The sequence below is a fragment of the Dyella sp. 2RAB6 genome, assembly GCF_052115385.1.
GTDB lineage: Bacteria > Pseudomonadota > Gammaproteobacteria > Xanthomonadales > Rhodanobacteraceae > Dyella_D.
Map to the genome: position 1 here is coordinate 43,006 of NZ_JBFRGP010000004.1, position 13,231 is coordinate 56,236.

Here is a 13,231-nt window from a genome sequence, read left to right on the forward strand (position 1 = left end):
CCTTGTACTTGCTTGTTGGAGACCGCGATGCGCGGCCAGATCATTCTTTCCCACGGTTCGGATTCCGGCCCGGATGCCACCAAGGTCAGCGCGCTGGCCGCCATCGCCGAATCGCTGGGCTGGTCGACGCAGCGGCCCGACTATCGCGAAGACGACCACCCCGGCTACGCCGGCTCGGTCGCCCCGCGCGTGGCGCGCCTGCGCGCGGCGATCGACGCGCTGGACGCGCCGCCGGTGCTGGTCGGTTCCAGCATGGGGGCGTTCGCTTCCGGCCTCGCTTCGCTGGAGCGGCCGGTGGCCGGCCTGTTCCTGCTGGCCACGCCGGTGGCCATTCCCGGCTACCAGGCGGCCTTCGATCTGCGCCAGGACGTGCCGACCCTGCTGATCCACGGCTGGCATGACGAACTGTGCCCGCTGGACGACCTGCACGACTTCGCCCGCCGCCGCAGCCTGCCGCTGCTGGTGCTGGACGACGACCACCGGCTGAGCTCCAGCGTCGATGCGATCGGTGCGCAGTTCCGCTCCTTCCTCGATGCGCAGGCGAGCGTCCAGTGAGCGCCTACTTCGCCACCTGCCCCAAGGGCCTCGAATACCTGCTGCGCGACGAGCTGGCCGCGCTGGGTGCGGAAGACGCGCGCGAAGCGCTGGCCGGCGTGTATTTCTCCGGCCCGCTGGAGATCGCCTACCGCGCCTGCCTGTGGTCGCGCCTGGCCAGCCGCGTGCTGATGCCGCTGGCGGAATTCGATGCGGCGGATGGCGATGCGCTGTACGCCGGCGTCGAAGCCATCGACTGGTCCAGGCACCTGGCCGCGCACGGCACGCTGGCGGTGGAGGCGGTCACTGCGCAGAGCAAGCTCACGCATAGCCAGTTCATTGCGCTGCGCGTGAAAGACGCGGTGGTCGACCAGTTCCGCCAGCGCGACGGCTCGCGTCCCGACATCGACACCGAGGAACCGGACGTACGCATCCATCTGCGCCTGCGCCGCGACCGCGCCACGCTGTCGCTGGACCTGGCCGGCGCGCCGTTGCACCGCCGCGGCTGGCGCGAAATGCAGGGCGACGCGCCGCTGAAGGAAAACCTCGCCGCCGCCATGCTGCTGCGCGCCGGCTGGCCGGCGATGTATGCGCAGGGCGGCGCGCTGCTGGATCCGATGTGCGGCTCCGGCACGCTGCTGATCGAAGGCGCGCTGATGGCCGCTGACGTGGCGCCGGGCCTGCGCCGCGAGTACTTCGGCTTCCTCGGCTGGCTCGGCCACGACATCGCGCTGTGGCGCGGCCTGCTGGAAGAAGCAAGCGCTCGCGCCGAGACCGGCCTGCGCGCGCTGCGCCCGTGCTTCTTCGGCAGCGACGCCGACCCGCGCATGGTGCAGACCGCCAAGCGCAATGCGCAGGAGGCCGGCGTGGCCGGCTTCCTCAGCCTGGACCGCCACGACGCGCTGCACGTCGCGCCGCCGCCAGGTTTCGAGCGCGGCCTGGTCATCACCAATCCGCCCTACGGCGAACGCATGGGCGAACGCGATGCGATGCCCAAGCTGTACCGCGCGCTGGGCGAGGCGCTGAAGCAGCGCTTCGCCGGTTGGCATGCGGCGGTGCTGGCCGGCGACGCCGAACTGGGCCAGGCCATTCCGCTGCGCGCGAACAAGAAATACGCGCTGTACAACGGCGCGCTGGAAACCGTGCTGCTGCTGTTCGAGCTGCGCGCGGCCGACGACACCCCGCGCGAAGTGAAGCCGCTGTCTTCCGGCGCGCAGATGCTGAAGAACCGGCTGGAGAAAAACGTCCGCCACCTGCGCAAGCGGCTGGAGCGCGAAGGGATCCATTGCTGGCGCGCCTACGACCAGGACCTGCCGGAATACGCGGCGGCGATCGACGTCTACGGCGACGCCAAGGGTGGCCAGTGGCTGCACGTGCAGGAATATCGCGCGCCGGCCGACGTCCCCGTCGAGACCGCGCGCCTGCGCCTGCGCGAGATCGTGCGCGTGGCCGGCGAAACCTTCGGCGTGCCGCGCGAACGCGTGGCGCTGAAGACGCGCGAGCGCGGCAAGGGCGGCTCCAAGTACGGGCAGCTCGACCAGCGCGGCGAATTCGTCGAGGTGGAGGAGGGCGGCCTGCGCTTCCTGGTCAATCTCACGGATTACCTGGATACCGGACTGTTCCTCGACCACCGCCTGGTCCGCGCGCGCCTGCGCGAGCTGGCCGAAGGGCGGAGCTTCCTCAATCTGTTCGCCTACACCGCCACCGCCAGCGTCTACGCGGCGGCGGGCGGCGCGCGCGATACCACCAGCGTGGATCTGTCCGGCACTTATCTGGATTGGGCTTCGCGCAATCTGGCGCTGAACGGTTTCACCGGGACCAAACACCGGCTGATGCAGGCCGACGCGCTGGAATTCCTGCGCCACGAGCGCGAGCGTTACGGGCTGATCTACGTCGATCCGCCGACGTTCTCCAATTCCAAGCGCGCCGAGGACTTCGACGTGCAGCGCGACCACGCCCGCCTGCTGCTGGCCTGCGCGGAGCGGCTGACGGCGGACGGGGCGATCGTGTTCTCCAACAACTTCCGCCGCTTCACGCTGGATCGGGCGGCGCTGGAAGAGCACTTCGAGATCGAGGACTGGAGCGCGCCCAGCATCCCGTTCGACTTCGCCCGCCGGTCCGACATCCACGGCTGCTGGGTGCTGCGGCTGCACCCGCAGGAGTCGCCCTGGGGCGACAGCGTCCGGCACATCCAGCACCGGGGTAAACGCTAGGAAAACGGGGTGGAAATGCTCAGTCCGGATTCAGCCCGCCGGCCCGAGCATGAGCACCGGCAGACAACGCCGGCGCGGCCCCCTGTTCACCCTTTCCCGGACCGCCCGCACCGTTGCCGCCGCTCTCTCGGAGACCGAAAGCCATGAACATGTCGAAGCGTTCCAGCCTCAAGCGCGTGGTCCTCGCCGCCGCCGTGCTGCTGGGTTGCGCGGCCGCCGCCCCGTCGTTCGCCCGCAGCCACGTCAGCGTGGGTATCGGCGTCAACCTGCCGGGTGTCAGCATCGGCTACTCCGACGGCTACCGCGGGCACTACCACCACCCGTATTACGGTGGCGGCTACTACGGCGGTGGCGGCTACTACGCTCCGCCGGTGTACTACCGTCCGGCGCCGCGCGTGGTGTACTACGACGATCCGGTGGTGGTGGAGCGTCCGGTGTACGTGCGCCGCGTGTATGAAGAGCGCGGCTACTACAGCGACGGTTACCGCGCACGCCACTACCGCGACGATGACGACGGCGAATGATGCCGCCGCGATGCGCGCAAAGAAAGAGCCCGGCCTAGGCCGGGCTCTTTCGTTTCATGCTGCGCTTACGGCTTGGTCGGCGGCGTGCCGCCGTTGCTGATGAAGCCGTGCTGCGATGTATGCTTCTCCAGCTTCTTGAACTGCGCCTTGTCGATCTTGCTTACGGACTGGATCGCGCAGGGTGGCTGGTCGCGGGAAATCACGCTCTCGCCGACTTCGCCGCAGACCGCGCCCATGCCGGCCGCGCGATTGGAGTCGTTGGCGCGGAACAGCAACTGCTGGCCGATGCCTAAACGCGGGCAGTCGGCGGTGAGCTTGACCAGGTAGCGATCCGGGCCGGTGCGCGCGATCACCGTGCGCTGGTCCACGACATACCATTCGTTGACGCGATCCGGACGCAGGCAATCGCTGACCGGACGCATCGGCTGACGCTCGGGCGCCGGACCGTCGGCATGAGCCAGTCCGGTGGCGGCAGTCATCGCGAGCAGCAGCATGGCGGTGACGGTTTTCATGGGGATACCTCGATAGGGTGGATGGAACGCCCTGTGTTACCCGTTGCCGGGGCCCTTGCCTGGTGAAACCACCGACGTCGTGCGCGCGCATTTGAGCGCCGCCGGGTCGTCGCGTGTCAAGCCTTTGCCCAGGCCGTATCACGGAAAATGAACGGGTGCTGCGGCAAGGTATCTGGATGCGGGTCCTCGAGTCGCCAAGCCCTCTCTATAACGTTCGACGGGGCATTTCGTTGCAACGGAGGCCCGCGTGAGCCTGTCCGATGTCAGCACGCGCGCCCTGTCGCTGGCGCAGCGTTTCCAGCGCGTGCGCGGCCGCACCGTAGGCTTGTCCGCCGGCCTCAGCGCCGAGGACATGATGGTGCAGTCGATGCCCGACGCCAGTCCGGCCAAATGGCATCTGGCGCACACCACCTGGTTCTTCGAGCAGTTCCTGCTCGGCCGCGATCCGACCTGGCGCCCGCGGCATCCGCAATGGCATTACCTGTTCAATTCCTACTACCAGACGGTGGGGCCGATGCATGCGCGTCCGCTCCGCGGCCTGCTGTCGCGTCCCGGCCTGGATGAAGTGCTGGACTATCGCCATCGCATCGAGGACGCCGTGGCCGAACGCCTCGAAGCCGGCCTCGATCCGGCCGGCGAGGCGATCGTCGAGCTCGGCCTGCAGCACGAACAGCAGCATCAGGAATTGCTGCTCACCGACATCCAGCACGCGCTGTGGTGCCACCCGCTCCATCCGGCCTACGACGAAGCGCTGGCCGCTGCGCACAGCCACGCGCCGGCTACTTCGATGAGCTATGTCGACGGCCGCGAAGGCATCGTCGAGATCGGCCACGGCGGCCATGGTTTTTCCTTCGACAACGAAGGCCCGCGCCATCGCACGCTGCTGCAGGCGCACGCGCTTGCCAACCGCCCGGTGACGAACGAGGAGTTCCGCCTGTTCGTGCAGGACGGCGGCTACCGCGAACCCTCGCTATGGCTTGCCGATGGCTGGGCCACGCTGCAGGCCGAAGGCTGGCAGCATCCGCTGTATTGGCGCGACGACCTGGACAGCGCCTACGGTCTCGGCGGCATCCGCGCGCTCGATCTCGCCGCACCGGTCTCCCAGCTCAGCTATTTCGAAGCCGACGCGTTCGCGCGCTGGGCCGGCGCGCGCCTGCCCACCGAAGCGGAATGGGAAAGCGCCGCGGCCGCGCAACCGGTGCATGGCAACCTGCTGGACGAGCGCGCGCACATGCCGCGCGCCGCCAGCGGCGACGGCCTGCTGCAGATGTACGGCGACGTGTGGGAATGGACCGCCTCGCCCTACGTCAGCTATCCCGGCTTCCAGCCGTTGCCCGGTGCGCTGGGCGAATACAACGGCAAGTTCATGAATGCGCAATGGGTGCTGCGCGGCGGCTCCTGCGCCACGCCGCGCGAGCACATCCGCGCCAGCTACCGCAATTTCTTCCCCGCCCAGGCGCGCTGGCAGTTCGCCGGCCTGCGTCTCGCACGAGATCGGTAAGAGAGCCACCCACCATGAGTCTGCAAGCCCTGGAACCCCGCGACGACGATCGTCGCCCACCCGCCAGCGAACTGCTGGAAATCGTCCAGCGCGGATTGCGCGCGCAACCGAAGCGCCTGCCGTCCTGGCTGTTCTACGACGAACGCGGCAGCGAGCTGTTCGAGCAGATCTGCGAGCAACCGGAGTACTACCTCACCCGCGCCGAAATCGCCTTGCTCGAAGCGCACGCCGGCGATATCGCGCGCACGCTCGGTCCGGACGTGCGGCTGGTCGAATACGGCAGCGGCAATGCGGTGAAGACGCGCCAGTTGCTGGAACACCTGGTTTCGCCGGTGTGCTACGTGCCGGTGGAGATCGCCTCCGAGGCGCTCGCCGCCAGCGTGCAGCGCCTGGCCGAGCGCTTCCCCGCGCTGCCGATGCAGCCGCTGCATGCCGACTTCACCCGCCCGCTGCGCCTGCCGATTCCGCCGCGCGCGCCGCGGCGCACGGTGATCTATTTCCCCGGTTCGACCATCGGCAACTTCGAACAGCGCGAAGCGATCCAGCTGCTGCGTACCATGCGCGACGAAATGGGCGAAGCCGGCGGCGTGCTGATCGGCGTGGACCTGAAGAAGGACGCCGCGCGCATCGAGTCCGCTTACAACGACGGCGCCGGCATCACCGCCGAGTTCACCCTCAATATGCTGGCGCGCCTCAACCGCGAGCTGGGCAGCGATTTCCACCTCGATGCGTTTCGCCACCGCGCGCACTACAACCCGCTGGCCGGACGCATCGAGACGCACATCATCAGCACGCGCGAACAGAAGGTGCGGGTCGGCCGCATGCTCGCCACCTTCGCCGAGGACGAGGCGATGCTGGTGGAATACAGCTGCAAGTATTCGCCGGAAGACTTCGCCGCGATGGCGCACAAGGCGGGCCTCGAGGTGGCGAAGCTGTGGCTGGATCCGGAGCAGCTGTTCTCGGTGCAGTATCTCGTTCGCCGCGCGGGATAGTGCTGGCGTAGGTTGGGGTGAGCCGAAGGCGAACCCCAACATTGCGGCGAGGTTTGTTGGGGTTCGCTGCGCTCACCCCAACCTACGCCGGTCGTTCAGGCCGGCCGCCGCGCCCCCAGCTGCACCAGGATCTCCTGCGCCGTGCGGATCCGCTCCACCGCTCCCGGCAATTCCAGCAGCACCTTCAGCTTGTCCTGCCCATCCAGCTTGTACACGCGCGGCTGGCTCTGGATCAGCCGGATGACCGCCATCGGATCCAGCTCCGGCTTCTCGCGGAAGGTGATGCGCCCGCCATTCGGCCCGAAGTCCAGCTTGCGGATGCCCAGCGGCGTCGCCATCAGCTTCAGGCCGGCGATGGCGAACAGCGTCTTGCTCGGCTCCGGCAGCAGGCCGAAGCGGTCGATCATCTCCACCTGCAGGTCGCGCAGCGCTTCGTCGTGGCGTGCGCTGGCGATGCGCTTGTAGAGCGTAAGGCGGGTGTGCACGTCGGGCAGGTAGTCGTCCGGAATCAGTGCCGGCAGATGCAGCTCCACCTCGGTCTCGTGCTCGGAGCTGAGATCGAAGTCCGGCAACTTGCCCGACTTCAGCGCGCGCACCGCGCGTTCCAGCAACTCGGTGTACAGGCCGAAGCCGATCTCCTGGATCTGGCCCGACTGTTCGTCGCCCAGCAGCTCGCCCGCGCCGCGGATTTCCAGGTCGTGCGTAGCCAGCGTAAAGCCCGCGCCCAGTTCTTCCAGCGAGGCCAGCGCTTCCAGGCGCTTCTCCGCGTCCGCGGTCATCGCCTTGCGGTCCGGCACGATCAGGTAGGCGTAGGCGCGATGGTGCGAGCGGCCGACGCGACCGCGCAGCTGATGCAGCTGGGCCAGGCCGAAGCGGTCGGCGCGGTCGATGATGATGGTGTTGGCGGTGGGGATATCGATGCCGGTCTCGATGATGGTGGTGCACACCAGCACGTTGAAGCGCTGGCGATGGAAGTCCGCCATTACCTGTTCCAGTTCGCGCTCGGCCATCTGGCCGTGGGCGATGCCGATGCGCGCCTCCGGGATCAGCTCCTGCAGCTCGCGCGCGGTGCGGTCGATGCTCTCCACCTCGTTGTGCAGGAAGTAGACCTGGCCGCCGCGCGCCAGCTCGCGCTGGAACGCTTCGCGCACGGTGGCCGGGTCCCACGCGCTGACGAAGGTGCGCACCGCCAGTCGATGCGCCGGCGGGGTAGCGATCAGGGAGAGATCGCGCAGCCCGCTCATCGCCATGTTCAAGGTGCGCGGGATCGGCGTGGCGGTCATGGTCAGCAGGTCGACCTCGGCGCGCAGCTTCTTCAGCTGCTCCTTCTGGCGCACGCCGAAACGCTGCTCCTCGTCGACCACCACCAGCCCGAGATTCTTGAAACGGATATCCGGCTGCAGCAGCTTGTGGGTGCCGATGATCACGTCGATCTGGCCATCGGCCAGGCGCTTCATTGCTTCGTTCACTTCCTTGGTGGACTTGAAGCGCGACAGCACGTCCACCCGCACCGGCCAGTCGGCGAAGCGGTCGGCGAAGTTGCGGAAGTGCTGCTGCGCCAGCAGGGTGGTCGGCACCAGCACCGCCACCTGCTTGCCGGCGGTGGCGGCGGCGAAGGCGGCGCGCAGCGCCACTTCGGTCTTGCCGAAGCCGACGTCGCCGCAGATCACGCGGTCCATCGCGCGCGGCGCGGCGAGGTCGCTGAGCACGGCGTCGATCGCCTGCGCCTGGTCCGGGGTTTCCTCGAACGGAAAGCTGGCGCCGAATTCTTCCACCAGCTGGCGGTCGATCGGCAGCGACTCGCCGCCGCGCGCCTCGCGCTGCGCATAGATCGCCAGCAGCTCGGCGGCCACGTCGCGCACCTTCTCCGCCGCCCGGCGGCGCGCGCGCTCCCAGGCGTCGCCGCCCAGCGAATGCAGCGGAGCCAGCTCCGGCGCGGTGCCGGTGTAGCGGCTGACCAGGCCGAGCTGGGCCACCGGCACGTAGAGCTTGTCGCCCTTGGCGTATTCGATGATGAGGAACTCGCCCTCGGTGCCGCCCAGCTCCATCGAGACCAGGCCCTGATAGCGGCCCACGCCGTGGTCGACGTGCACGATCGGCGCGCCGATGGTCAGCTCGGTGAGGTCGCGGATGATCGCGTCCGGATCGCGCGCCGCGCCGCGGCGGCGCTTGCGCTCGGTGCGCACGCGCTCGCCGTACAGTTCGCGCTCGGTCAGCACGGTGATCGCCGGCTGTTTCAGCGCGAAGCCTTGTTCCAGCCCCGCGATGGCGATGGCGAACTTCGGACCGTTGCCGTCGGCGGCCATGAAGCGCGGCCAGCCATCGATGCTGTCGGGCTTCAGCCCCGCCGCGGCCAGCGTCTCGATCAGCGCCTCGCGGCGGCCGGCCGAATCGGCCGCGATCAGCACGCGGCCCGGATAGTTGACGAGGAAATGGCGCAGCGAGGTGCCGGGCTCTTCGCCCTTGCGGTTGAGCGGCAGTTCCGGCGCCGGCTGGGTGCCGATATCGGCGGCGTGCTCATGCCCGCTGGCGACCACTTCCACGCGCAGGCGGCGGTTGAGCTGCTCGCGCAGCTGCTCCGGCGGCAGGTACAGCTCGACCGGCGGCAACACCGGGCGTTCGATATCGTGCGCGCGCTGGTCGTAGCGTTCGCCGGTCTGCAGCCAGAACTGCTCGGCCGATTCCAGCGTGTCTTCGCCGAGCAGGAACACCGCGCCCTCGGCGAGGTAGTCGAACAAGGTGGCGGTCTGCTCGAAGAACAGCGGCAGGTAGTACTCGATGCCGCCGGGCGTCACGCCTTCCTTCATGTCCTGGTACAGCGGGCAGCGGCGGACGTCGATCGGGAAGCGCTCGCGCAGCTTGCCGCGGAAATCCTTGGCGGCCTGCTCGGTGAGCGGGAATTCGCGCGCCGGCAGCAGCTCGACCTTTTCCACCGGCTGCTGCGAGCGCTGAGTATCCGGATCGAAGCTGCGGATCGATTCCACTTCGTCGTCGAACAGCTCGATGCGGTACGGCTCGCCCGCGCCCATCGGATAGATGTCGATCAGCGCGCCGCGCACGGCGAAGTCGCCGGGTTCGGCCACCTGCGGCACGTTGCGATAGCCGGCCGCTTCCAGCCGGCGCTGCTCGGTGGACAGATCCAGCTTCTGGCCCTTGCTCAGCACCAGGCCGGAACCGGTGACGTGGCTGTGCGGAGCGATGCGCTGCATCAGCGTGGCCACCGGCACCACCAGCACGCCGCGCCGGGTCGACGGCAGGCTGTACAGGGTGGCGATGCGCTGCGAGACGATCTCCGGATGCGGGCTGAATATGTCGTAGGGCAGGGTTTCCCAATCCGGGAAATGCAGCACCGGCAGGTCGCCGGCGAACAGCCTCAGCTCGTCCTCCAGCGCGTGCGCGCGCTGGGTGTCGCGGGTCACCGCCACCAGCAGCCCGGCGTGGCTGCGCGCGGCCTCGGCCACCAGCAGGGCACGCGCCGAACCATGCGGCGGCGTCCAGTAGCGGCGGTGCTTGGGGGTGCTGGGAAGGGCGGGAAGAAGAATGGGGCTGGGCATGTCGCGCTGGCGTTCCGTGGTCGGCCAGGACGGCCGCGCCGGTGAAAGCGGGCAAGTGTAACGCGACCGCCCCGGCGGGCCGGGGCGGTCGGAAGTCATATGGGAGTTTGTGACGGTGTATGCGGCACCGGCCCGAAGCTGCTCAGAGCTGCAGCGCGATCTGCGTGGTGCCGGGTTCTTCCGGGCTCAGGCGGCGCACGAAGCCCAGCTCCTTGCACAGCTGCAGCATCGGGCGGTTCTCCAGCAGCACGTAGCCCCACAGCTCGGACAGGCCGCGGCGGCGGCTGTCGTCGACCAGGCGCTGCATCAGCAGGGCGCCCAGGCCGACACGGGCCCAATCGTGCTCCACTAGCACCGAGAACTCGGCGCTGTTCGCGGCCTCGTCCACATAGATCCGGCCCACGCCGCGCATTTCCGCCGGTTGCACGGTTTCGTCCATCAGCACATAGGCGCTCTCGATGGCCGGATCGACCCGGCTCAGCCGCTGCGCCATCGGCGCCGGCAGCTCCGACATGGCGTGCAGGAAACGGCGGCGGATGTCCTGCGGCGACAGCCGGCCGAAGCAGCGCTGCAGCGCGGCCACGTCGCCCGGCTCGATCGCACGCAGGCGCAGCTCGCGGCCGTCCCGGGTGGTCACCAGCTCGCCCTTGGGCGAGGTGCGGGCTTCGGCCAGCCGGGGGCGGGCGAAGCGTTCGCTGCTGGGCGGGGGAAGGGGGCGATGGGCGGGGGACATATCGGTAAGAAGGTTCGCAGCCATGGACCGTACTTTAGCGTATTGTGTGCATCGCAACATGAACAAAACTGGTTTACGGGCGTGGCCTTACGCCGCAGATGGAGCCGTTCATGTTGCGATCCGGCACGCTTCCGGGGAGACGCCTTCCGGCCAAATCGCCACAATGCGCGGATGGCCGGCCACATGGCGTCGGCACGGAGTGAAGGCATGGGCAAGGCCGGCAAGGGCATGACGGTGGTTCAGCTGCAAGCCCTGTGCGGGGCCTGGCCGGGGGTGACCCACGACATCAAATGGGGCGAGGACCTGGTCTTCAGCGTCGGCGGCAAGATGTTCGCGATCACTCGCACGGCGGAGGCCGTCCACGGCCATCGGCTGGCCCTGAAGGTGGCCGACGAGCGTTTCCTGGAGCTGACCGACCAGCCCGGCATCATCCCTTCGCCCTACCTGGCCCGCGCGCACTGGGTGTCGGTGGTGGAGCCGCAGCGCTTCGCCACCCGCGAACTGGAAGCGATGGTGCGCGACTCCTACACCCTGGTGCGCGCCAAGCTCACCAAGAAACTGCAAAAAGAGCTGGGGCCCTTGCCCCCGGCCTGACCTGGATCGGAGTAACGATGAAACAGCATCTCGGCGCCCTGGCGCTGCTCGTGGCCGACTACGACCAGGCCATCGCCTGGTACACCCGCGTGATGAACTTCGAGCTGATCGAAGACACCCGCCTGGACGAGGAAAAGCGCTGGGTGGTGCTGGCGCCGCGCGGTTCCAGCGAAACCCGCCTGCTGCTGGCGCGGGCTTCCAATGAGGAACAACGCGCCTCGATCGGCCACCAGGCCGGCGGGCGCGTCTTCCTGCTGCTCAACACCGACGATTTCTGGCGCGACTACGAGCGCATGAAGGCCGCTGGCTGCACCTTCTGCGAGGAGCCGCGCGAGGAAGCCTACGGCAGCGTGGTGGTGTTCCAGGATCTGTACGGCAACAAGTGGGACCTGCTGCAGCGCAAGTGACGCGGGCTTTCAGTCCGCCACGTCCGGCTCGAAGAAACTCCAAGCCACGTCGGGGAAGCGCGCCTTCATCGCGCGCTCCACCGCATTGATGTTGTGGATCAGCGCGAGATTGTCCGCGGCCGGCGCCATGCGCGCCTTCACCGAGACCATTACCTCCGGCCCGAGCTGCAGGGTGATCAGGTTCAGCACCTCGGCTACTTCCGGCCGCTCGGCCAGAAACGCCAGCAGCTCCTGCCGGCGGCGCGGTTCCACACCCTGGCCGATCAGCAGCGCTTTCACTTCCACCGCCACCGCAACGGCCACCACCACCAGCAGCACGCCGATGACGATGGTGCCCAGTGCGTCGAACAGCAGGTTGCCGGTGAGGATGGTGGCCAGGATCGCCAGCAGCGCGATCGCCAGGCCGAGCAGGGCGGCGAGGTCTTCGCCGAAGATCACCAGCAGCTCGCTCGAACGCGTCTCCCGGAACCATTGCCACAGGCCCATGCCATCGCGCGCCTTGTTCACTTCCTGCATGCAGCCGCGCATCGAGATGCCTTCCATCACCAGGCCGAACACCAGCACGCCCACCGCCAGCCACGGACGCTGCAGCGGTTCCGGCGAACCCAGCTTGTGCACGCCTTCGTAGATCGAAAACATGCCACCCACGCTGAACAGCAGGATCGCCACCAGGAACGACCAGAAATACAGCGCGCGGCCCCAGCCCAGCGGATAGTCCTCGCTGGGCGGACGCTTGGCCTGGCGCATGCCCAGCAGGAGCAGGCCCTGGTTGCCGCAGTCGGCCAGCGAATGGATCGCCTCGGCCAGCATCGCGCTGGAGCCGGTCAGCACCGCGGCGGCGAGCTTGCTGACAAAGATGGCGAAGTTGGCACCGAGCGCCAGCAGGACCGCTTTCAACGAATTCGCGTGACCGGACATCGACTCTCTTCCCTGCAACCTTCTGTAGTGAGCGAGCTGTAGTGAACGAGCTGCAGCGAACCAGGAGCGCGTCAGCGGATGCCGACGCCCAGGCCCACGCCGAAATGCACGTTGTTCTTGCCGCTGCTCAGCTCGTCCGCGGTCCACACGTGCGACCGGTTCACCTTCACCAGCGGAAACACATACGGCGCCTCGCCGACTTTGCCGGCGCGGCTGCCGCTGATCAGGCCGTCGACGGTGACCAGCGCGCCGGCCGGATAGTCCATCGATTCGACATAGCCGGGCATGGTGGCGATAAAGCGGCCCAGGCCACTGTCGTTCGCCTTCGGGCGCTGCGAGCCGTCCAGCGGATAGGCCAGCACTTCGACCTCGCTGTGGTCGGGCAGGTTGTGCACCGCCACCACGCGGCCGCCCCAGACCACCGGCGCATTGCTGTAGCGCTCCGGCGCCTCGGCCACGTTGAACGGCGCGGCGGCGAGGGTGCCGGTGGCTTTGTAGATCGGCGCGGGCGCGCAGGCGCTCAGGCCGAACACGGCGGCGGCGGCCGCCAGGCGAAGGACGAGGTTCACGTTCGGCGTGCGCATGGTCGGTCTCCTACGTACAGTGGGACTGCCTGGATGTTGAGCTGCCCGCACGACCTTCGTCACCCCAGCGAAAGCTGGGGTCCAGTGCCTCAGAGGCCCTGGATTCCGGCTTTCGCCGGAATGACGAGTTCGCAAAGGCTTAAGTTCGGTAAGCCATTCTTTGCT

The 13,231-nt window shown here is 68.3% G+C and carries 12 protein-coding genes; 7 read left to right on the forward strand and 5 right to left on the reverse strand.

Annotated features, from left to right (window positions below; all coding sequences use genetic code 11):
- Positions 1–27: 27 nt before the first annotated feature.
- The 3 genes from AB4083_RS07980 to AB4083_RS07990 all read left to right on the forward strand — a co-directional run bounded on the left by AB4083_RS07980 (position 28) and on the right by AB4083_RS07990 (position 3,271).
- Positions 28–555 (forward strand): alpha/beta hydrolase, encoded by a 528-nt coding sequence (locus tag AB4083_RS07980; RefSeq protein ID WP_441607247.1) that lies wholly within the window; start codon positions 28–30, stop codon positions 553–555.
- On the forward strand, positions 552–2,747 hold the full coding sequence (gene rlmKL / locus AB4083_RS07985) for a bifunctional 23S rRNA (guanine(2069)-N(7))-methyltransferase RlmK/23S rRNA (guanine(2445)-N(2))-methyltransferase RlmL (RefSeq protein WP_441607248.1): 2,196 nt from the start codon (positions 552–554) through the stop codon (positions 2,745–2,747). The genes AB4083_RS07980 and rlmKL overlap by 4 nt, the downstream gene beginning before the upstream one ends.
- A 143-nt stretch (positions 2,748–2,890) precedes the next feature.
- Positions 2,891–3,271 carry a hypothetical protein gene (locus AB4083_RS07990; RefSeq protein WP_441607249.1) on the forward strand — a complete coding sequence of 127 codons (381 nt, stop codon included), beginning with the start codon at positions 2,891–2,893 and terminating at the stop codon, positions 3,269–3,271.
- Positions 3,272–3,336: 65 nt separating this feature from the next.
- Here the strand turns inward: AB4083_RS07990 and AB4083_RS07995 are convergent, their stop codons facing one another.
- Complete coding sequence (locus AB4083_RS07995) at positions 3,337–3,783, reverse strand: DUF6491 family protein (protein WP_441607250.1); 447 nt, start codon at positions 3,781–3,783, stop codon at positions 3,337–3,339.
- Between the two features lie 247 nt (positions 3,784–4,030).
- Between AB4083_RS07995 and egtB the strand changes: the two genes are divergently transcribed.
- Positions 4,031–5,284: an ergothioneine biosynthesis protein EgtB gene (gene egtB / locus AB4083_RS08000; RefSeq protein WP_441607251.1), complete on the forward strand. Its 1,254-nt coding sequence runs from the start codon at positions 4,031–4,033 to the stop codon at positions 5,282–5,284.
- A gap of 14 nt (positions 5,285–5,298) precedes the next feature.
- Complete coding sequence (egtD, locus tag AB4083_RS08005) at positions 5,299–6,276, forward strand: L-histidine N(alpha)-methyltransferase (protein WP_441607252.1); 978 nt, start codon at positions 5,299–5,301, stop codon at positions 6,274–6,276.
- Positions 6,277–6,371: 95 nt separating this feature from the next.
- On the opposite strand, the gene mfd is transcribed toward egtD, so the two are convergent.
- On the reverse strand, positions 6,372–9,830 hold the full coding sequence (gene mfd, locus AB4083_RS08010) for a transcription-repair coupling factor (RefSeq protein ID WP_441607253.1): 3,459 nt from the start codon (positions 9,828–9,830) through the stop codon (positions 6,372–6,374).
- A 142-nt stretch (positions 9,831–9,972) separates the two neighbouring features.
- Entirely contained in the window at positions 9,973–10,587 is a 615-nt protein-coding gene (locus AB4083_RS08015) for a GNAT family N-acetyltransferase (protein ID WP_441607254.1), read from the reverse strand.
- Between the two features lie 183 nt (positions 10,588–10,770).
- Between AB4083_RS08015 and AB4083_RS08020 the strand changes: the two genes are divergently transcribed.
- Both AB4083_RS08020 and AB4083_RS08025 read left to right on the forward strand, forming a co-directional pair.
- Positions 10,771–11,157: an MmcQ/YjbR family DNA-binding protein gene (locus tag AB4083_RS08020; protein ID WP_441607255.1), complete on the forward strand. Its 387-nt coding sequence runs from the start codon at positions 10,771–10,773 to the stop codon at positions 11,155–11,157.
- A gap of 17 nt (positions 11,158–11,174) precedes the next feature.
- Positions 11,175–11,564, forward strand: coding sequence for a VOC family protein (locus AB4083_RS08025; RefSeq protein WP_441607256.1), 390 nt, complete (start codon positions 11,175–11,177; stop codon positions 11,562–11,564).
- A 9-nt stretch (positions 11,565–11,573) separates the two neighbouring features.
- On the opposite strand, the gene AB4083_RS08030 is transcribed toward AB4083_RS08025, so the two are convergent.
- Together AB4083_RS08030 and AB4083_RS08035 are read right to left on the reverse strand one after the other, a co-directional pair.
- Positions 11,574–12,482 (reverse strand): cation diffusion facilitator family transporter, encoded by a 909-nt coding sequence (locus AB4083_RS08030; protein ID WP_441607257.1) that lies wholly within the window; start codon positions 12,480–12,482, stop codon positions 11,574–11,576.
- A gap of 71 nt (positions 12,483–12,553) precedes the next feature.
- Positions 12,554–13,066 carry a Slp family lipoprotein gene (locus tag AB4083_RS08035; protein WP_441607258.1) on the reverse strand — a complete coding sequence of 171 codons (513 nt, stop codon included), beginning with the start codon at positions 13,064–13,066 and terminating at the stop codon, positions 12,554–12,556.
- Positions 13,067–13,231: the final 165 nt, after the last annotated feature.

Excerpts from the sequence above, each read along its gene's own strand:
- AB4083_RS07980 (WP_441607247.1), top strand. The coding sequence starts at position 28 with ATGCGCGGCCAGATCATTCTTTCCCACGGTTCGGATTCCGGCCCGGAT.
- AB4083_RS07990 (WP_441607249.1), top strand. The coding sequence starts at position 2,891 with ATGAACATGTCGAAGCGTTCCAGCCTCAAGCGCGTGGTCCTCGCCGCC.
- AB4083_RS07995 (WP_441607250.1), bottom strand. The coding sequence starts at position 3,783 with ATGAAAACCGTCACCGCCATGCTGCTGCTCGCGATGACTGCCGCCACC.
- egtD (WP_441607252.1), top strand. The coding sequence starts at position 5,299 with ATGAGTCTGCAAGCCCTGGAACCCCGCGACGACGATCGTCGCCCACCC.
- mfd (WP_441607253.1), bottom strand. The coding sequence starts at position 9,830 with ATGCCCAGCCCCATTCTTCTTCCCGCCCTTCCCAGCACCCCCAAGCAC.
- AB4083_RS08015 (WP_441607254.1), bottom strand. The coding sequence starts at position 10,587 with ATGGCTGCGAACCTTCTTACCGATATGTCCCCCGCCCATCGCCCCCTT.
- AB4083_RS08020 (WP_441607255.1), top strand. The coding sequence starts at position 10,771 with ATGGGCAAGGCCGGCAAGGGCATGACGGTGGTTCAGCTGCAAGCCCTG.
- AB4083_RS08025 (WP_441607256.1), top strand. The coding sequence starts at position 11,175 with ATGAAACAGCATCTCGGCGCCCTGGCGCTGCTCGTGGCCGACTACGAC.
- AB4083_RS08030 (WP_441607257.1), bottom strand. The coding sequence starts at position 12,482 with ATGTCCGGTCACGCGAATTCGTTGAAAGCGGTCCTGCTGGCGCTCGGT.
- AB4083_RS08035 (WP_441607258.1), bottom strand. The coding sequence starts at position 13,066 with ATGCGCACGCCGAACGTGAACCTCGTCCTTCGCCTGGCGGCCGCCGCC.